The sequence below is a fragment of the Paenibacillus sp. FSL R7-0179 genome (genome assembly GCF_038002265.1).
In the GTDB taxonomy this organism is placed as follows: Bacteria; Bacillota; Bacilli; order Paenibacillales; family Paenibacillaceae; genus Paenibacillus_AQ.
The window spans coordinates 306,294-325,043 of record NZ_JBBOCC010000001.1 but is presented as its reverse complement, the minus strand read 5'-3'; the positions used below and the strand labels follow the sequence as shown (position 1 = coordinate 325,043).

Here is an 18,750-nt window from a genome sequence, read left to right as displayed (position 1 = left end):
CGGATAAGCCCGCCTGCCACTTCGACAGTGGCGGCGGGCTTTTTTGTTATATTTTTTACATAGGAAACTAATAGTATCCTGCTGCAACCGGGCACACAGACCGAATGTATGTGAAAAACAGTTACTACTTAGGTCACTTCAAAACAGGGTTACCGAAAAAAGCAAGAGATAGCGAGGAAAGGACAGGGAGTTGTTGTTTAATGTAGGTGGAGACGACGCTCCGTAAGCGGGCAAACCATTGCGCCGCGGCTTCGGTACGAAAAGAACCGGAGACTTTTTGCTTGACCTTGACCATTCGGAGATCACGTTCGGCTTGGTTGTTATCAAAGGGAATCTCGGGACACCAAAGAAACTTGAGAATCGCCTCTTTGTGAACCTCAAAGCGTTCTCCCAAGTTGCCGGCCCTGCTCTTAATGGCACGACCTTTTTTACACGTTTTCGCCCGTACCCAGTCTTTCGACCATTCCCCTTCGCCCGTTTGGAGAATCGCGTCATATCGTTCACGAAACGATTGAATGACCTCTGTCGCCAAAGGAATCCCTGCTTGACGGGAACGCAGCGCCTGGGCCCAGCCCTCCGTCAGCAGATCCTTCATCTGCTTCGCCCACTGATGTCCGTCGTGCTCGGCAATCCCTATGCATTCCCGGAGCAAATGGGCATTACACAAGGCATGGGAATAGCTATGCCTCTCATTAAAATATCCTTTCATGCAGTCATGGACGACGGTTCCCGTATAAGTAGGTAAAAAACCGATGTCTTTCATCGCGGGAGCTCCCCGTTTGGCGTGCAGCTGGAGCAAGGTATACGTTTCGTCAGACATGACGTGCATCCACTGGGTCCGTCCGTCAACCCGGCACCCGGTTTCATCCGCATGGACTTTGACTTTCTGATGTAACTGGGTACGGATATGCTCTTCGATGGGAGCGAAACGGTCATGGGCGGTCTCTAAAAAGGAAAGCAAGGTACCTTCGCTGGGCCGATACGTGGTCCAGTCCTCGAAGAGCTGAGCCATCCGCTGAAGCGGAAGAAAGTGAAAGGCATGCAAATAGACCGTCCACGCCGCCATCCGGGGGCCATATTGGGCCGGAGCAGTGATGTGGGACGGGAAGGCTGCACGCTGGACTTTTTGGCAACAAGCGCAGTAGCGTTGCTCGGCACGAAACTCGGTGGTCCAGATGCGAGACACAGGAAGGTCGAATTCTTGACGCCGTTCTTCCCCCACACAAGGAGCACCTGCGAGCGAGCCCAAACAGTCCGGACAGGTGGTTAATTCGCAGACCACGACTTCGTCGGGATTGTCGATAACGTGGAGCGTCGTCCCAGGATGGCCTTTCGGTGCGCCTTTGGGACCACCAGGGGTTCGCAGATTGGGAGGCTTGCGAAGCCCGTCACTAGATGGAGGTTTGCTGCTGTTATGACTCTTCTGCTGGAGTTGCCGTTCCAACTCATGCACGCGTTTTTTCAGCGATTGAATCTCTTTCGCCTGGGTGTCAACGATTTGTTGAAGGCGCTGATTCTGTTCGGTCAAGGCCCGATTTTGGTCGAGGAGCATCTGGATGAAGCCTGCAATTTCAGGATCCCCTTTACTGATCTGAAGGACTTGCTGTGGGCTAACATCCATACCTCATTCACCTCCCGGGTTTTGTCTTTTTCTTTCGACAGGGGAGAGTAAAACTCCTTTCCGAAAGTGGAATAGTGTGGATGTTTTTTCATGGAGACCTAAGTAGTAACGAAAAACAGCATACAATGTGCTCGTAAGCAGGTACGCGGTCTGTATGTATGTGGAAAACAGCATACAATGTGCATGTTGAGGAATGCGCGGTCCGAATGTATGTGGAAAACAGCATAGATTGTGTTTGCAAGCAGGCATATGTCCAAATATATATGGAAAACAGCATACAATGTGCATGTTGAGGTATGCGCAGTCCGAATGGATGTGGAAAACAACATACATTGTGCTTGCAAGCAGGCACACGGACCGAATGCATGTGGAAAACAGCATACATTCGGTCAGGATGATTTGTAGCCGGTGAGATTGAGCACCGTCAGGATTGGATTGGGTAGAGACACGTAGAACGGTGCCATGAGAGGGAGAAATACATCATAACGTGCGAAAAACCGAAGACACCGTAGAGCCTTAGAAAGGTTCCCAGACCAGCTTGCGGGCGGCACCGTAGCGCTCGGCGACATAAGGCCAGTTGACGACTCTCCACCAGTCCTGGATGTAATCAGCGCGGTTGTTCTGATGCTTGAGGTAATAGGCATGCTCCCACACATCCAGCACCAGCAGCGGAACGACATCCCATTGGGACAGGTTCTGATGCTTCTCAGCCGTCAGTATCTCCAGTCTACGGCTGCGCGGGCTCCAGACCAGAATAGCCCATCCGCCGCCCTCGACTTTACCCGCCGCCTCCGTGAACTGGGCCTTGAAGGCTTCATAGCTTCCGAAGCTGCGTTCTATGGCGTCCAGCAGGGCGCCGGAGGGGCGGACGCCTCCTTGCGGGGACATGACATTCCAGAAGATCGTATGCAGATAGTGTCCGGCGCCATTGAAGGCAAGCTCCCGCTCCCAATGCTTAACCAGATCGAAGTCGCCACTCAGGCGCGCTTCCGCGAGCTTATTCTCCGCCTTGTTCAGTCCGTCTACATAGCTCTGGTGATGCTTGTCGTGATGGATGATCATCGTCTTCTCATCAATATACGGCTCCAGTGCATTATAAGCATAAGGCAGAGGAGGAAGCGAATGCCCGCCGATGGGAACCGGTCCTGTCTCGCGGGATTCCCATAACGGAACTGCGAAGCTTCCTGTTCCCTGAAGACGTTCTCCGCTTGCAGCCGGATCGGGTGAAGGAGCTGCTTCCGCCTGCTCCGGAGGATTCATCCGCAGCATCCCGGGCCCGTAGTCCGCAGGGGTGAGAGCCGCCAGTACGGCGAGGAAGTATTCGGACTCCCGGATGAAGTGCAGCAGCGCGGTTCCCGCCAGAGGGAAAGCATTGACAGCGGCGCTTGCCTCCTTCATGGCCTTCAGGTGCCGGATGAATTCGGCGGACTGGTCGCAGGCAGTGTGCAGCAGCAGCCCGGCTTCGGCGGATGGACTCCCCGGACCACCTGTGTCCGGTGGCTGCGGATTAGCAAGCAGATGCTGTGCCGCCTGTTCTGTAGCCAGGAATACAATGGCCCAGTCCTCCAGCAGCTTCACATAAGGCTCCTCCAGGCGTGGGATGATCTGGATTAGAACCTCGGCATGCTCCTTCTCCTGTTTTTTCCAGAAGGCAATTTCCCCTAGAATCTGTACTGGCGGCGGTGCAACGAATACATATGGCATGACATGCAGTCCTCCCGTCCTAAAGTTTCATCGGTCCATTATATGCGGGAGAGGAACAGCTTATGAGACTAGCCTGTGCAGGGAATCGTGGCGGATTGGAGGTCCTGGTGCCACGCACAGTAAAAGGCATGCACAGAATGTATCACAGGATACATCTGCACATGCCTTAGGGTAACGGTAAGAAGCTTATTTGCTTGCGGTTGGATTGCTGTGGCTCCCGCTGATCTGGGCCAGCTGTACATTCCCGAGAAAAGCGGATACCCGCCGCAGATACTCACGCGGGTGCTCGCGGAACAGCAGCTCATGATGGCTGTTCTCCACGATCCATGAATCCGAATACGGATTGCTCTGGTTCGCCGCCAGCTCCTCGGCAATCGGATAAGGGGCCTTATCGTCCTTAGTACCGTGCATGAACAGCACCGGGAACGGATAATCCTCCGATTTGACCTTGGAGTAAGGGATCTGATTCAGTCCTGTGCCGTTCAGGACCGGGAAGAGCATCTCCATAATCTCCAGCGAAGGCTGGCGTGGAAGATTGATATTCTGCTTGATATTATGGTACAGGGTGTCCGGCTCCAGCAGGAAGGTGCTGTCCAGAATCATCGCATCCACATCTTTGGTTACAAGTCCTGCCTGCAGGGCAGTGCCTGCGCCCATCGAGAAGCCCCAGACCACAATCTGGTCTGCCCCCTGCTCCTTGGCGAATTCAATGGCTCCGAGCAGCTGCTGGGATTCCTTTTTACCGCCGGTTGCGATATCCCTGTCGGTCTTGGAGGCGAAGCCGTAGTCGAACATGACGACATTGAATCTCAGGCTGTGCGCATAATGGGCCAGATCATACATGGGCACCCAGCTCTCTTCGCGGTTCGCGCCATAGCCGTGACTGAAGACAATGGTTTTGGTAGCTCCCTTGGAAGGAATATACCAGCCCTCCATCATCCGGCTGCCGTCCTTGGCAGGGAAGGTGATATCCTCGTAGGCGAGCCCCTTGGCCTGATAAGGATTGGAGTAGAGTGGGGCTACGGTAGGATTCGAGAGTACCCAGGCGATATAAGCATGCAGGGCGATGAAGCAGAATACAAAGAAGAAGAATACGGATAACAGCAGGGCCACAATGATGTGCTTGAGGCGTATCATCCGAATCGGAATTAAGGTTGACGAAGCGGGCTTATCCTCGTTAGGCATACGGGAGACCGGCGCGCCGGGATGACTAGTTGCCAGATTCATAAGGTCCCCTCCTGGAAAGTTTCAAGATTCAGAGCATGAATAGTTCATATATTTAATCGTAAATTTATGCCCTTACAAAGTCAATGGAAATGGTTCTTTTGTAATGTAACTGTAAACTGCGGACGGCTGATTATGGATGCGGAATCTGCTGGACTTTATTTAGGCTTTTGCACTAAGATAGGGATATCTTAATAATTATGTAACCGGGTTTCAATAGGTGAAACATGTGAAGGGGAGATCGGGGTGGAAGACCGGAAGCTGACTGTACGCGCCGTAGAACGTGCGCTGGATATATTGCTGTGCTTTACTCAGGATAATGATGATTACGACCTTAGTCTGACGGAGATCTCTGCGAAGATCGGCCTGCATAAAAGCACAGTGCACCGTCTGTTGACTACACTGGAGGAGAAGGGCTTCCTGCAGCGGGACGAGGGGACGGACAAATACCGCCTGGGTATCCGCATCTGGGAGCTGTCCACACATCTCCCGACGCTGAACGAGCCGGCGGTGCTTCTGCTGCCCGCCATGGAGCGGCTGCGCGACCGTCTGGGCGAGACGGTCAGCCTGTATCTGCGCGACAATCTGGAGCGTGTGCGCATTCAGGCGGTGCAGAGCCGCCAGGCTATCCGCCGGGTAGCCCAGATCGGTGCAAGGCTGCCACTCTCGGTAGGCGCCTCCAGCAAGGTGCTGGCTGCTTACGCGCCGCCTGAAGTGCAGGTCCGGCTGCTGGCCGACCCCGCATGGCCGGACAGCGTTGACCGCAGCCAGTACCTGGAGCAGCTGAAAGAGATTACCCGCTGCGGCTATGCAACCAGCTTCGAGGAACGGGAGCCGGGAGCGGCAGCAGTGGCAGTTCCCATCGCCGGCCGGGCCGGGGGTGTGGTAGCAGCGCTCTCGCTGTCCGGCCCGGTCAGCCGTCTGTCGCGGGAGACGCTGGAGGAATATGCTGTCATTTTAGCGGAGGCCGCTGCTGAAATGGGCCTAATGATGGGTTGAGATGTAGGCCTCCGTAGGCAGATCCGTGCAGGAAAACTTTAGGAAATACAGGCTATTCAGTCTTCGGCATTCATTGTATATCTAGTTAAAATGAACTATCATTAGTAATGATTAGCTAAATTGAGATTGAAGAAATAAGAGGAATCCAGGTGCACGAGGTGATGGGATGAAAGTAGTTATACCCGATTCACTGATGGGAGAAATTCAAGAGCTCCAGGATACGTTCGGCTCTGTTACGGGTCAGGCGCTTGTGCTTACGGATCAGGCCGGGAATGTGGTTACCCGCCCAACGCTGTCCGGAATATTCTATCAGAAGATGTTTAATTCTTTACAGGTCATAGAGCGGCCCTTCGAGCCTGCATTGATTAGAATGGGCCCCTTATCATATCCTGCTGTACTTGAAGAGTGGGTACCCGGGTTGAAGTATGTGGTCAGTCCGCTGGCTCCTGACTATGGACAGACGTACTATTTATGGTCCGGCTTATATATGGAAGAAGGCACCCGCGGGCTTGTGCTGCAGGCGTTCGAGGCCAAGATGCGGAATCACCCCGACTATGAGATGCTGAAGGATGTACTGGCCGCCATGCCTGAGCTTAGCCGGGAGGGCATTGCCAGCATCAGGGGGAAATTGAGTGTGCTCGGGAATGTGCTCTCCAAATTGCTGGCGGGCTGCGCAGTGAAGCCTCTGGAACAGAGACGGGGTCTGCTGATTTCCCAGCTGTTATCCAATCTGGAGAGTGAGTTCCTGAAGATAGAGGTTGTGCTGCAGCAGCTGGCCGGTACGTTATCTGACGCAGAGCTGTATGCCTTTGCCCAAGAGGAGGAGGCCGGCCAGTTCAAGGTGAAATATTCTGCCGGCAAAGAAGCAGGGCTCCTCATGAACGCCGGGTTCCAGCAAGGAGACGGTTTTCTGGGACAGGCAGTTCTGGGCATGGAGCCCAGGCACTGGCAGAGCGTTGCCCAAGATTCGAGATCGTTATTCTTCACCCAGCGCGGGATGACGCAGCCGGAATATTTGTCATGCTATCCTGTGAGAATTCACAGCGGGAAGAGGGCCGTACTGCTTGCTGTGGGCTTCGGAAAGAGCCGCCTGATACAGGACTATGCCCAGTACGAGCAGAATGTTACTGCGCTCCTGGGCTTATCCGGACGGGGAGAGCAGCTGGTGCAGCGTGAAGCCCTGCGCAGGGAGGCCACCCTGCGTTTGAAGGAAGCTGCCCGCCTGCTTCCGCAGGCCGCATCTACCCAGGAGCTGGGCACCGGGCTGCTGGATATGATTATGGGCATGCCGTTCTTCCCGTCATCGGTGCTCGTATTCTTCGAGGAGCAGCCCGGGGAGACTCATTATGCCAAGGGATGGAGGCCGGAGGAGATTGAGCCGTATGTCCAGGACCTTCAGTCCCGTTACTCCTCACAGGCCTTTCTCTCTTCTGCGATCATCAACGGGGAGGCAGAAGGGCAGGTCTTGGTTGAATGTCCGCTGATTGCTGAGAAGGTATTCAAGGGCATTCTGTCTGTGGGCTTCAGACGCCGCAGCGAAGCTGAGGAGTGGCTGTCCTTAACCAGCTGTCTCGCCAGTCTGGCGAGTACTTCGATCCGCCTGATCGAGAAGGAAGCCAGACATATGAAGCAGGCAGGGGTCTTCACCGGTCAGACGCTTCATTATCTCCAGCTCAGTAATCCCGAGCTGCACCGCCTGTCGGCAGAAGCTTCTGCTATGGCGTATGAGCTTGCCCGATATACAGGATTGCCGGAGCGGGAGTCAGAGCAGATGAGAACGGCTGCGCTGCTGGCTCCGTTCAGGCTGGAATTCCTGCATGGGTACGGGTTCTACCCGGAGGAGCTTTCTTTGCTGAAGCAGGTGGACCAATTTACTTCGTTCTATTTTGAGATCAATAAGCCCTCGGTCTCTGTCATGGCCCAGCTGCTCGTGCTGGTGCTTCATCATGCAGGCAAAGGCGCGGACAAGGAGCTGCTGGCGGACACGGATCTGGAGTGGCTGAACCCCTCCCGCTTCTATCTGGATGACCATGTGGTTGGGGAGCTGTACAGTGAGCCGCGCAATACCTTCCAATCCTTTTTGCGCAGCCGCTCGGAAGCGATGCCCGCCAAAAGAGGTGTGTCGGCAGGGAAGCTGCTGAACAGTACAGCACTGAAGACGCCCAAGGAGGAATGGGGAATCTCACCGCGCGAGGAGGAAGTGCTGGAGCTGATTATTCTGGGCAAGACGAATAAGGAGATTGCCAGTGCCTTGTTTATCAGCGAGCATACCGTCAAGAACCATCTAAGCCGCATTTTTAATAAAATGGACGTAACGGACCGTTCACAGATCATAGCTCTGGTCTACAAAAGAATATTCGATTCCGAACGTATCGAGATGTCCTGATGGCCTCCTGAGGCTGCGATAATTTATCCGCTTATGCCAGAGAAATGCAATCCCCTTTCCAGCGAAAGGGGATTTTTGCTGCGGAAAATTCCGGGAGAGTTGTCAGCCTGCAAACTCTATGATATCATTACAAATGATAATGATTATCAATATCATATATACATTGGGGGATTATCTTGAGATACTCTAAACAAAGTCTTGTCCTGATTGTTTTTACTCTCGTCATGGCTGTCCTGCTGGCAGCCTGCGGTTCATCGGGTAATTCCGGCTCTGGCTCCGGGGCGGCAGCGAATGCACCTGCACCTGCACCTGCAGCATCTGAAGCACCCACGGCTGCTCCGGCTGCTGGTGAACCTTCCGCTGAAGCAGAGATGGTTACTTTCCAGGACGGTGCCGGTGAGGTTCAAGTGCCTAAGAATCCGCAGAGAATCGTGGATACTACAGCTTTTTATACAGGATATCTCCTGGCGCTGGGTGTGAAGCCGGTAGGGGTCATGCAAGGAGCCAAGGATAGTCCATATCTTGCAGAGATGCTTGAAGGTGCAGAAGGGCTGGGTGATGACGTCACCCCGGAGAATATCCTGGCCCTGAACCCTGACCTGATTATTGTGTATACCGGAACAGAAGGCATTGATAAGCTGAAGGAAATAGCGCCTGTGGTACAGATTAAATATGGCGCCAAGAATTATAAGGATCAGATGCTCGACTACGGCAAGCTTGTGAACAAAAATGATGAAGCTAAGGCCTGGATCGCCCAGTGGGAGGCCCGCATTGCTGAACTGAAGCCGCAGGTACAGGCTGCTGTCGGCAATAAGACTGTTTCTATCCTGAATCCATATGCCAAGGGGCTGTATGTCTTTGGTCATAACTATGGCAGGGGTGGTGAGATTCTGTATGGGGAGTTCGGGCTGAAGGCTCCCGCAGAAGCGCAGAAGGAGGCCATCGACAGCGGAACAGGCTGGGCTTCCATCTCTCTGGAGAAGCTGCCGGACTTTGCGGGAGATATTATCTTTACCTGCCCATGGTCTGGGGATACTACAGACCCGAAGATTGTCTATGACAATCCGCTGTGGAAGGGGCTTCCGGCGGTCAAGGCAGGGAATGTGTTCCAGCTGAATCCTGCTGCCGATACGTACAATGACCCGATCTCTCTGGAGAAACAGCTGGATTTCATTACGACCAGCCTGCTGTCGGTCAAATAGGGCATTCCTGAATGAGACAAAAGCTGCGCCGGTATCAGACTGAAATCTGATACCGGCGCAGCTTGTATAATGATCTGGCCTTATGAATGAAGCAGACTTATTCTACCGGTTGAGCCGCTTCCGAGGCAGTAGCATCTGCCAGCATCTGGCGGAGCACTGTCTGCAGAATACCGCCATTGCGGTAGTAGTCGATATCTACGCTGCTGTCGAGACGGGCAATGACCGGGAAGTCGAACTGCGTGCCGTCTTCACGGGTAGCAGTGACCGTCAGCTCCTGCCCGGGAAGGACGTGGTTGTCAAGACCGGTAATGTCGAAGGTCTCACGTCCGGTCAGTCCCATGCTGCTCCAGCCATGGCCTTCCTGGAACTGCAGCGGCAGCACGCCCATGCCGACGAGATTGCTGCGGTGTATCCGCTCGAAGCTCTCTGCGATGACGGCTTTGACCCCAAGCAGGAGTGTTCCCTTGGCGGCCCAGTCGCGGGAGCTGCCTGTGCCGTATTCTTTACCGGCGATAACGATCAGGTTCTGTCCGGCCGATTGGTACAGCATGGAGGCGTCATAGATCGACATGACCTCATCACTTGGCAGGAAGGTGGTTACGCCGCCTTCTGTTCCAGGAGCCACTGCATTGCGGATACGGATGTTGGCGAACGTACCGCGCATCATCACCTCATGATTCCCGCGGCGTGAGCCGTAGGAGTTGAAGTCAGCGCGTTCCACGCCATGGCCGCGCAGATATTCTCCGGCCGGACCGGAAGTGGAGATATTCCCGGCTGGCGAGATATGGTCGGTAGTGACGGAATCGCCAAGCAGCGCAAGTACACGGGAGCTCTTGATATCCTGGATGTCAGAGGCACCGTCTGCCAGATGCTCGAAGAATGGCGGATTCTGAATGTAGGTGGAGTTGTTATCCCATTCATACAGCTCGCCTTCCGGTACCGGAATGTTATTCCAGCGTTCATTGGCCGTGAATACATTCTCATATTTGCTGCGGAACATTTCCGGACTGAGCGAGAGCCCTATGGCTTCGCGGATCTCGGCTGAAGTCGGCCAGATATCAGCCAGGAAGACAGGCTCACCCTGCGGGTCATAGCCCAGCGGCTCGGTCTTCAGATCAATATTCACTGTGCCGGCCAGTGCGTAAGCGACAACCAGTGGCGGTGAAGCCAGATAGTTGGCTTTGACCTGGGCATGCACGCGGCCCTCGAAGTTACGGTTCCCGGAGATGACTGCGGCAACCGTCATATCATGCTCTGTAATGGCTTCGCTGACTTCATCCGGCAGCGGGCCGGAGTTACCGATACAAGTGGCGCAGCCGTAGCCGGCCAGGTAGAAGCCGAGTGCTTCCAGCGGCTTCAGCAGATCTGCCTTCTGCAGGTATTCCGTAACGACCAGCGATCCGGGAGTGAGGCTGCTTTTGACATAGCCCGGTTTGGTGAGACCGCGTTCTACAGCCTTCTTGGCAAGCAGTCCTGCGCCCAGCATTACGCTCGGGTTGGAGGTGTTCGTACAGCTCGTGATGGCTGCAATGACAACCGCTCCTGTGGTGAGCTTGCTGGTGCTTCCGTTCTTATGCTGTACTTCCACCGATTGGGCAATCTTCTCATCGCTGAGGCCATAGCCACCCTTGTCAACAGGTGTACGGATAATGCCTTCGAAATTCTCCTTCATATGGGTAAGCTCTACCCGGTCCTGCGGACGCTTCGGTCCGGCCAGGCTGGGAACCACAGAAGCCAGGTCCAGCTCAATGACATCGCTGAATGTCGGGTCCGGTGTCTCTGCGGTGCGGAACATGCCCTGCGCCTTATAATAATCCCCCACCAGCTCTACCAGCTCATCCGGGCGTCCGGTGCTGCGCAGATAGGCCAGCGTCTCATCGTCTACAGGGAAGAAGCCGATCGTTGCGCCGTATTCAGGAGCCATGTTGGCTACTGTCGCCCGGTCTGCCAGACTGATGTTCGCCAGACCCGGACCGTAGAATTCGACGAACTTGCCGACTACGCCTTTTTTGCGCAGCATTTGGGTAACGGTAAGGGCCAGATCGGTAGCTGTAGCGCCTTCCATCAGACTGCCGGTCAGCTTGAAGCCGACGACATCCGGGGTAACGAAATACAGCGGCTGTCCGAGCATTCCTGCTTCAGCCTCAATTCCGCCGACGCCCCAGCCCACTACGCCAAGACCGTTAATCATTGTAGTATGGGAATCCGTGCCGACCAGGGAATCCGGGTAGACCACTGTCTCTCCGTCAACGGTTTTGGTGGCCGCTACAGAAGCCAGATACTCCAGGTTCACCTGATGCACAATTCCGGTTGCCGGAGGAACCGCACGGAAATTATTGAAGGCGGTCTGTGCCCAGCGCAGGAAGCGGTAGCGCTCCTCATTACGCTCAAATTCTACGTTCATATTATATTCAAGGGCATCGGCTGTTCCGAATGCATCAACCATAACGGAATGGTCAATAACAAGGTCAACCGGTACAAGCGGGTTGATCTTCTTCGGGTCTCCGCCCGCCTTCTTGACGGTATCGCGCATAGCTGCGAGATCGACAACTACAGGCACGCCGGTGAAATCCTGCAGGACAATCCGGGCAGGAATGAACGGAATTTCCTTATTACGGTCAATGCCGCCGGACCAGTTAGCCAGCTGCTTAACATGTTCTTCTGTAATCGCCCGTCCGTCATATTGGCGGACAGCCGCTTCGAGTAATACCTTAATGGAGAATGGCAGGGAGGAAATGTCGCCTGCACCTTGCTCCTCCAGAGCGTTCAAATGATAGTAGCGATAAGTTTTGCCACCTGAGTTCAGGTTCTTGGCCAATGAAAAATGGTCCTTGCTTGGCATATATGCGCCTCCTCGTTTCATCTGATGAAACTACATTTCATAATTCCTATGCTTTAAGTATAACGTTTACAATCGGGGGAGTAAAGTTTTTTTTGCTCCCTGATGTAAGGTATATTCAGGGTTTACACGAATGCTTAGAACCCTCGGCCCCCTGACTTCCTTGCAGTTAAATCGCTCCTGCTTCCGTATAGGTGCAAGCAATCCTTCATATACATAGGACAGCAGCCATTATGGCGGTGATACCTGAAGGAATATTCTTAGCTAACATCATATACATTCTTATCTGTGAACGAAAGGGCGGAGTATGAATGGAGCAGCAGTGGAAGAAAAGTCTCTATGTCTATGTGGACCAGCTGAACAAGGGGCGGGTTGCACCTGGCGCCGAGCCGCGTCATACCACGATCAGGGACCCCCGGTTCCTGGACGAACAGCGCACGCGTTCCCGCCGGATCGCCCAGTGGTACACCCGCCGGGGCATTACTCCGCTGCGCGGGGAGACGGGGGTGCGGACGCTGCGGACCGTGCGGCAGAATCCAGCGGAGGTGGTCGCCGATGTGGCGCTGCACAGCGCCTTCTATTATGAGAAGGGCGGGATGACGCACCGCGAGGATGTGGTGGAGTCGGAACGCCTGACCTTTGTGCGTGAAAAGGGCGGCTGGGAGATTGTGAACGTGGAGCGCAGTGTGCCTGAGCGCAATGGGGTGCGCAAGGTGGTGGAGAAAGATCCGGCTCTGCGGCTCTCGGAGTGGGGGGAGGCTCTGCCCGATCCGCGTCCGTCCCAGCCGCTGCTGAACCGCCGTGTCCTGAAGGGTGCTACTGGTGTCCGGGAGGTGCGCTACCGCCGGGAAGAAGCCGCAGCCTATGCGGACCTCTGGTGGAAGGAAGGGAACCCGGAGTTCGAGATTTTCGAGGTGGACTGCACCAATTACGTCTCTCAATGTCTCTTTGCAGGGGGAGCGCCTATCAACTATACTGGTAAAAGAGAAACGGGCTGGTGGTATAAGGGCTATAATGGAGCCCAGGAATGGTGGAGCTTCAGCTGGGCGGTCTCCGATAGCCTGAAGCGTTATCTGAGCGGGAGCCGGGGAAGCGGGCTGCGTGCGGAGATTGTCGAGCGGCCGGAGCAGCTTCAGCTGGGCGATATTATTCAGTATGACTGGGACGGGAACGGACATTATCAGCACAGCACGATTGTTACCGCATTTGATGCGGGCGGACAACCGCTGGTGAATGCACGGACGGTTAGCAGCCGTCACCGCTTTTGGGATTACAAGGATTCCTACGCCTGGACGGACCGGACGGCTTATCGTTTTTTTCATATTAATGACTATTTATAGTTCAGAAAGAGGTTAATGCATGGGGAACGCTAAAACTACCGTAGGACTGGTGTACGGCGGCAAATCCGGAGAGCATGAGGTATCGCTGCAGACGGCTTATGCGGTTATGAACGCTTTTGACTACGATAAATATGAGATTATACCGTTCTATATCTCCAAGCAGGGGGTATGGAAGGTAGGTGCAGTGCTGGAGGCTCCCTTCCCCGCAATTGAGCAGCTTAAGCTCTCCGGGGTGGCTGGTGATATGGGCACGGCTCTGAATGCCTTGTTCAGCGGGCTCAGCGGAGGCGAGCAGGTCATCGACGTCATGTTCCCGCTGCTGCATGGTACGAACGGTGAGGACGGCACCATTCAGGGACTGTTCGAGATGGCGAATATCCCGTACATCGGTGCAGGGGTACTGGCTTCGTCGGCGGGCATGGATAAGGTCGTTATGAAGAAGCTGTTCGGCGAGGCGGGGCTGGAGCAATGTGACTATTGCTACTTCAATGCTGTGAACTGGAGACAGCGTAAGCATGAGCTAATTGTAGATCTGGAGGATAAGCTGGGATATCCGGTCTTCGTCAAGCCTGCCAACCTGGGCTCCAGCGTAGGAATCTCCAAGGCCTCCGACAAGGAAAGCCTGATCAAGGCTGTGGAGTATGCCTTCCGTTATGACACGAAGGTGATTATTGAGGAGTTCATCGATGCGCGGGAAGTGGAGGTGGCGGTACTCGGCAATGAGGAGCCGGAGGCTTCGGTTCCGGGTGAAATCGTCTCTTCTGGTGAATATTATGATTATGCGGCCAAATACACTGACGGCAAATCACAGATGCTGATTCCGGCACCTGTCGATCCTGAGGTAGCGGACCGTCTGCGCGAGTCGGCTATACTGGCCTTCAAGGCTATTGAGGGCAGCGGCATTACCCGGGCCGATTTCTTCCTGCGGAAGTCTGACGGCAAGATTCTTATTAATGAAGTGAATACCATGCCCGGCTTCACCCCGTTCAGCATGTATCCTCTGCTGTGGCGTGAGACCGGTGTGTCCTATAAAGTGCTGCTGGAGCGTATGATTGGGCTGGCGCTGGAGCGTTACCGGTTCAGACAGGGCCTGAAGTACGATAATGAATAAACCACGTTGATCGGCGGGAGAATTCCGGCCGGGAAGGAGAGATATGCATGGGGTTTCAATCAGAATTCAATTCGGTGTGCAAGTTCAAGAATGAGCAGGAGCTGTATGAACTGCTGGAGTACGGACGTACCAAGATGGTGAAGCAGGGCTTCCGTGTCTATCCGACCGGCCAGAAGGTTATAGCCTATAATCCGCAGAATGTTGCGGTGGCCATTGTCAAAATTTCCGCGTCGATCGCAGAAATCAATTTTCAGGGCAATGAGGTTACGGCGGTGGAAATGGATCTGGTCCGTAAGCTGAATGAGGAAGAGTCACGCGTTCAGACGGCTCTTGCCTTCGAAATGTTCTTCGGGGAAGAGGGATGATTGTCCGCTTCGGCTATGTCGCCATGTCTACGGTGATCCCTGACTGTTCTCCCTCCAAAACGATGACTATGGCAAGCTTCAACAAGCTGGGCGACCGGGAGGCGGGCCTTCGTAAGCTGGAATCCATCGCCCGGATGAATCTGCATAATACGCTCCGTCTGCTGAAGCATAATGTCGGCTCGGATATTAAGGTCTACAGACTCACCTCCAAGCTGGTTCCGCTGGCAACTCATCCTAATCTGGCGGATTGGAATCCGCTGGCTGCTCTTGCGGAGGAATTCGCTGAGGTGGGCAGCTATGTGAAGAAGCACGGGCTGCGCGTCAGCTTCCACCCGGATCACTTCACGGTGCTGAGTACGCCGCGGCCGGAGGTGCTTGCAAGCTCGATCCGTGATCTGCAGCATCATACGGACATGCTGAACGCGATGGGGCTGCCGGCGACGGCTAAGAGCAATATCCACATCGGCGGCGCTTATGGGGACAAGCCTCTGTCTGCGGAGCGCTTCTGCGTGCAATGCTCTGCACTGCCGCTTGCACTTAGAGAGCGGATGACACTTGAGAACGACGACAAGACGTTCAATGCGGTGGAGACGCTTGAGGTTTGCCGCAGAGTGGGATTGCCGATGGTGCTGGATATCCATCACCAATGGGTCAACAATGAAGGCGAGCTCCCCTGGGAGCTGTGGCCGGAGATTCTTAAGACATGGACAAGCCCTCTGGCGCTGAAGGATGTGCCGCCTGGAGGTCATCTGCCGCCGAAGATTCATGTGTCCAGCCCGCGCAGCCCGTCTGATCCGCGCAGCCATGCCGACGGGGTGGAGCCGGCACCGCTGGTTGCTTTTCTGAAACGGATTGCTGCGGATACTCCCGCCGTAGATGTGATGATTGAGGCGAAGCACAAGGATGGGGCCCTGTTCGGTCTGATGGAGGAGATGAAGGGACTGGCAGAGGGCGGGAATGGAATTATGGTACTAAACGGAGCGAGCGTGAATATAGAACCATAACTGGCACAAAACTTGCCGGCCCGGCCCCTTAGCGGCACCAGTCATGACTTGATAAACCGGCCGAAATGAGGTACGTTGAAAGAAAGTGGAGCAATCATGTTCTAAGGCAGAGAAATGGTATCCTGCGGAAACAGCGTTCCACGGGAGAACAATCATGCGCAAAGAAAGCGGAGTGAAGAGATGAGTCCTGTAAGTCCTGATAACCGAAATGAACGGCAGCCCTATGTAGTAACAAGCAAGGGACATACGGCGGCAGCCATCAATGCTGCGGCCAAAGCGGGGGAATGGATCAAGAGCAGACAAGGCCAGGTGAAGGAACTGGGCAGCAAGACATCGGCCCAGGATCTGGTCACGGAGGTCGATAAGGGTGTGGAGCAGATGATCCGCCGGCTGATCCTGACCCATTATCCTGACCATGCCATCCTTGGCGAGGAGGGTGTTGAGCCCGGTGCGGAGGCACTGATGGCTGCCCTGGATGAAGCGCGGGAGCATGAGTATCTGTGGATTGTTGATCCGATAGACGGCACGACCAATTTCGTGCACGGCTTCCCGTTCTACTGCGTATCGATTGCTCTGGTGGTTAAGGGAGAGCTTACGGTAGGCGTGATTTATGATCCGATCCGGGACGAGATGTTCGTGGCCGAGAAGGGGAAGGGCGCATACATGCACGGGATTCCTACAAAGGTATCAGCGGAGACACTTCCGGGTAACAGCCTGATCGCTATGGGCTTCCCGCCGGACCGCGTGGTGGCCCAGCCGGCGAATATGGCCGGGCTGCAGCAGATTATGCCGCAGGTCCGCGGCATTCGTGCAGGAGGATCGGCAGCACTCCATCTGGCTTATGTTGCTGCCGGACGAGTGGACGGGTATTGGGAGGTTGGACTAAGCCCTTGGGATTGTGCGGCCGGGGTGCTGCTGGTGCTGGAATCCGGCGGCAAGGTCACGAATACGCTGGGCGATCCCTACGATATAGGCACACGCCATGTAGTCGCAAGCAATGGACGAATTCATGATTATCTGGTTACTTCCCTGCAGGTCGCAGATGCCACAGGCTTCAAGAAGCAGTAGGAGGGCTTACACTGTTATGAATGAGAATGAAGATCTGGAGCGGAGGTTAAGCGAGCTTCTGGAGGACGGCGAGATGGAACAGGCGGACCGGCAGGCCAAGGAGATTCGTCAAATTTCGCCCAAGTATGAGATCCGCATACAGACTACACTTGACCCAATTGTCGAAGAGACGCTTCGTTACCGCAAAATCGCCTATGAGCTGGATGACCGGTATGATAAATATGTGAAGCGCTCAGACCAGGCGAGCAGTCCGCCAAGCACCAGCCGTCCTAATAAATCTTTAGAATCCGGCAGCGGGGAGCAATAACCTGCTGCCGTTATCCCAGGAGCGGTTTTCCGAATTATCGGAAGACCGCTCTTTTGTGCAAATATAAGAATCTATATGTTTCACACGATAGATTATCCTTCTATTTCTCGCTGAAACGGTACCGTCCTTTAAAAGGATGGCAAAGCCGTTTCCACTTGTGCGAGGCGGGATGTTAGAATAGAATTATACTAATTTAGGAGGAATACGATGCTGAAGACATGGAGAAGGTTAATATCAGCTTCTGCTAGCGGACTGCTGTTGTTCACCGTATTAATCAATGTGCATGCAGGTCCGGCGGATGCCGCTGCAGCAGCCGTGGCGCAAGGAACGGAGCAGGATGTCTTTCGTATCGTGGCACTAGGAGATTCCATTACTGCCGGGTATGAGCCGGGAATGACTGATCCCGGGGTGAAGCCGTACGGATACGCTGAACGATTACTGGAGCAGGGCTGGTATCATGGGAGAAGCGAGCTTAAGAATTATGGTATCCTTGGCCTTAAGACAGCAGGACTGCTTCAATATACCGGAGCTATTAAGGACAGTGCGGCCATTACGCCGGAGGCCATTCAGCCGGGGCTGTCTGATCCGCGTATCTTGCAATTTGCTGCGCTGGCCCCGCAGATTAGAACGGAGCTCGCTGCGGCGGATCTCATTACCATTACCATCGGCGGTAATGATGTCAGCAGCCTGTTCCTGAATTACAAGACGCTGAGCGATGCTGATTTCGCTTCCCAGCTTGCGGAGCGTCTAACGGAGTACAGCAGTAATGTAACAGCGCTGCTCAAGAATATCCGGGAAGTGAATCCGCAGGCAACCATTTTGCTGGCCGACCAGTATCAGCCTGCTCCGAAAATCGCCCTGGGGGCTTCGTACGACAAACTGATGAATGCGGCTGCACAGTTCACCACCGCGGCTGAGAATATTGCGGCTACCCTGAACCAGGCAGGCGCTCCTCTTAAGGTAGCTCACGTAGCTGCGAAGTTCGCCGGTGCAGAGGGATCGCTAACTCACATCATCGGAGCGGGGGCGGCAGACTTCCATCCTACGCAGCTTGGATATGAACGGATTGCTTCTGTATTTGCTGAGCTGCAATGGGGGGGATACCGTACGCCGGCAGTAACGGCGATGGCTTCAGAGACAGCGCCGATGTCCATCGTAGTGAAGGGTAAGGAGCTGAACACACCCAATAAGCCCATTCTGAAGAACGGGCAGAACTTCCTGGCGCTGAAGGATATTCTGAATGCGGTAGGTGCAAACGGCAAATGGGATAACAAAACCTCCAGCGCTACCGTCATTTACGGCGGAAGAACGGTGGTTATTACGATCGGCTCGAAGACCATTAAGGTGAACGGTACGGATGTGGCGATTGATACTCCAGCTTTTCTGCACAAGGTCGGTAAAGAGGATAAAACCTATCTTCCGCTCGCCGCGCTCGCTACCGGACTTGGCTTCGATGTGAATTACAGCAGCAAGCTGCGGACAGCTTTCATTAATCCGTAATCGTGCATAATCTAACCATAGCATCATCAAATCAGTCCCGTAGTGGAAAAGGTGGATGAACCCAGTTGTCTAGTACAAAG

At 54.5% G+C, this 18,750-nt stretch carries 14 protein-coding genes; 10 read left to right on the top strand and 4 right to left on the bottom strand.

The genetic code is table 11. The features are described 5' to 3' along the window. Positions 1 to 133: 133 nt before the first annotated feature. From tnpC to MKX63_RS01305, 3 genes are all read right to left on the bottom strand, one after another. Entirely contained in the window at positions 134 to 1,621 is a 1,488-nt protein-coding gene (tnpC, locus tag MKX63_RS01315) for an IS66 family transposase (protein WP_341014754.1), read from the bottom strand. A 516-nt stretch (positions 1,622 to 2,137) separates the two neighbouring features. Beyond that, on the bottom strand, positions 2,138 to 3,325 hold the full coding sequence (locus MKX63_RS01310; protein ID WP_341014753.1) for a Fe-Mn family superoxide dismutase: 1,188 nt from the start codon (positions 3,323 to 3,325) through the stop codon (positions 2,138 to 2,140). Between the two features lie 186 nt (positions 3,326 to 3,511). Next, on the bottom strand, positions 3,512 to 4,510 hold the full coding sequence (locus MKX63_RS01305; protein WP_341018472.1) for an alpha/beta hydrolase: 999 nt from the start codon (positions 4,508 to 4,510) through the stop codon (positions 3,512 to 3,514). Between the two features lie 285 nt (positions 4,511 to 4,795). Here MKX63_RS01305 and MKX63_RS01300 point away from each other — a divergent pair, with 285 nt between their 5' ends. From MKX63_RS01300 to MKX63_RS01290, 3 genes are all read left to right on the top strand, one after another. Continuing rightward, positions 4,796 to 5,548 carry an IclR family transcriptional regulator gene (locus MKX63_RS01300; protein ID WP_341014751.1) on the top strand — a complete coding sequence of 251 codons (753 nt, stop codon included), beginning with the start codon at positions 4,796 to 4,798 and terminating at the stop codon, positions 5,546 to 5,548. Between the two features lie 166 nt (positions 5,549 to 5,714). Next, entirely contained in the window at positions 5,715 to 7,934 is a 2,220-nt protein-coding gene (locus MKX63_RS01295; RefSeq protein WP_341014749.1) for a response regulator transcription factor, read from the top strand. A 176-nt stretch (positions 7,935 to 8,110) separates the two neighbouring features. Further along, positions 8,111 to 9,136 (top strand): ABC transporter substrate-binding protein, encoded by a 1,026-nt coding sequence (locus tag MKX63_RS01290; RefSeq protein ID WP_341014747.1) that lies wholly within the window; start codon positions 8,111 to 8,113, stop codon positions 9,134 to 9,136. 97 nt (positions 9,137 to 9,233) lie between these two features. Here MKX63_RS01290 and acnA read toward each other — a convergent pair whose 3' ends face one another. Beyond that, on the bottom strand, positions 9,234 to 11,978 hold the full coding sequence (gene acnA, locus MKX63_RS01285; protein ID WP_341014746.1) for an aconitate hydratase AcnA: 2,745 nt from the start codon (positions 11,976 to 11,978) through the stop codon (positions 9,234 to 9,236). A gap of 308 nt (positions 11,979 to 12,286) precedes the next feature. On the opposite strand from acnA, the gene MKX63_RS01280 reads away from it, so the two are divergent. The 7 genes from MKX63_RS01280 to MKX63_RS01250 all read left to right on the top strand — a co-directional run bounded on the left by MKX63_RS01280 (position 12,287) and on the right by MKX63_RS01250 (position 18,670). After that, positions 12,287 to 13,315 carry an amidase domain-containing protein gene (locus MKX63_RS01280; protein ID WP_341014745.1) on the top strand — a complete coding sequence of 343 codons (1,029 nt, stop codon included), beginning with the start codon at positions 12,287 to 12,289 and terminating at the stop codon, positions 13,313 to 13,315. A 19-nt stretch (positions 13,316 to 13,334) separates the two neighbouring features. Beyond that, on the top strand, positions 13,335 to 14,426 hold the full coding sequence (locus MKX63_RS01275) for a D-alanine--D-alanine ligase (RefSeq protein ID WP_341014744.1): 1,092 nt from the start codon (positions 13,335 to 13,337) through the stop codon (positions 14,424 to 14,426). A gap of 47 nt (positions 14,427 to 14,473) precedes the next feature. Then, positions 14,474 to 14,791 carry a hypothetical protein gene (locus MKX63_RS01270; protein ID WP_341014743.1) on the top strand — a complete coding sequence of 106 codons (318 nt, stop codon included), beginning with the start codon at positions 14,474 to 14,476 and terminating at the stop codon, positions 14,789 to 14,791. After that, positions 14,788 to 15,795 carry a UV DNA damage repair endonuclease UvsE gene (uvsE, locus tag MKX63_RS01265; protein ID WP_341014740.1) on the top strand — a complete coding sequence of 336 codons (1,008 nt, stop codon included), beginning with the start codon at positions 14,788 to 14,790 and terminating at the stop codon, positions 15,793 to 15,795. The genes MKX63_RS01270 and uvsE overlap by 4 nt, the downstream gene beginning before the upstream one ends. Before the next feature lie 180 nt (positions 15,796 to 15,975). Next, a complete protein-coding gene (locus tag MKX63_RS01260; protein ID WP_341014739.1) occupies positions 15,976 to 16,863 on the top strand; it encodes an inositol monophosphatase family protein in 888 nt (295 codons plus the stop codon). A 16-nt stretch (positions 16,864 to 16,879) separates the two neighbouring features. Beyond that, a complete protein-coding gene (locus MKX63_RS01255; RefSeq protein ID WP_341014737.1) occupies positions 16,880 to 17,170 on the top strand; it encodes a hypothetical protein in 291 nt (96 codons plus the stop codon). A 207-nt stretch (positions 17,171 to 17,377) separates the two neighbouring features. Then, a complete protein-coding gene (locus MKX63_RS01250) occupies positions 17,378 to 18,670 on the top strand; it encodes a stalk domain-containing protein (RefSeq protein ID WP_341014735.1) in 1,293 nt (430 codons plus the stop codon). The last annotated feature ends 80 nt before the right edge of the window (positions 18,671 to 18,750 follow it).

Excerpts from the sequence above, each read along its gene's own strand:
- MKX63_RS01275 (WP_341014744.1), top strand. The coding sequence starts at position 13,335 with ATGGGGAACGCTAAAACTACCGTAGGACTGGTGTACGGCGGCAAATCC.
- tnpC (WP_341014754.1), bottom strand. The coding sequence starts at position 1,621 with ATGGATGTTAGCCCACAGCAAGTCCTTCAGATCAGTAAAGGGGATCCT.
- MKX63_RS01255 (WP_341014737.1), top strand. The coding sequence starts at position 16,880 with ATGAATGAGAATGAAGATCTGGAGCGGAGGTTAAGCGAGCTTCTGGAG.
- MKX63_RS01310 (WP_341014753.1), bottom strand. The coding sequence starts at position 3,325 with ATGCCATATGTATTCGTTGCACCGCCGCCAGTACAGATTCTAGGGGAA.
- acnA (WP_341014746.1), bottom strand. The coding sequence starts at position 11,978 with ATGCCAAGCAAGGACCATTTTTCATTGGCCAAGAACCTGAACTCAGGT.
- MKX63_RS01295 (WP_341014749.1), top strand. The coding sequence starts at position 5,715 with ATGAAAGTAGTTATACCCGATTCACTGATGGGAGAAATTCAAGAGCTC.
- MKX63_RS01305 (WP_341018472.1), bottom strand. The coding sequence starts at position 4,510 with ATGCCTAACGAGGATAAGCCCGCTTCGTCAACCTTAATTCCGATTCGG.
- uvsE (WP_341014740.1), top strand. The coding sequence starts at position 14,788 with ATGATTGTCCGCTTCGGCTATGTCGCCATGTCTACGGTGATCCCTGAC.
- MKX63_RS01260 (WP_341014739.1), top strand. The coding sequence starts at position 15,976 with ATGAGTCCTGTAAGTCCTGATAACCGAAATGAACGGCAGCCCTATGTA.
- MKX63_RS01280 (WP_341014745.1), top strand. The coding sequence starts at position 12,287 with ATGGAGCAGCAGTGGAAGAAAAGTCTCTATGTCTATGTGGACCAGCTG.
- MKX63_RS01270 (WP_341014743.1), top strand. The coding sequence starts at position 14,474 with ATGGGGTTTCAATCAGAATTCAATTCGGTGTGCAAGTTCAAGAATGAG.
- MKX63_RS01250 (WP_341014735.1), top strand. The coding sequence starts at position 17,378 with ATGCTGAAGACATGGAGAAGGTTAATATCAGCTTCTGCTAGCGGACTG.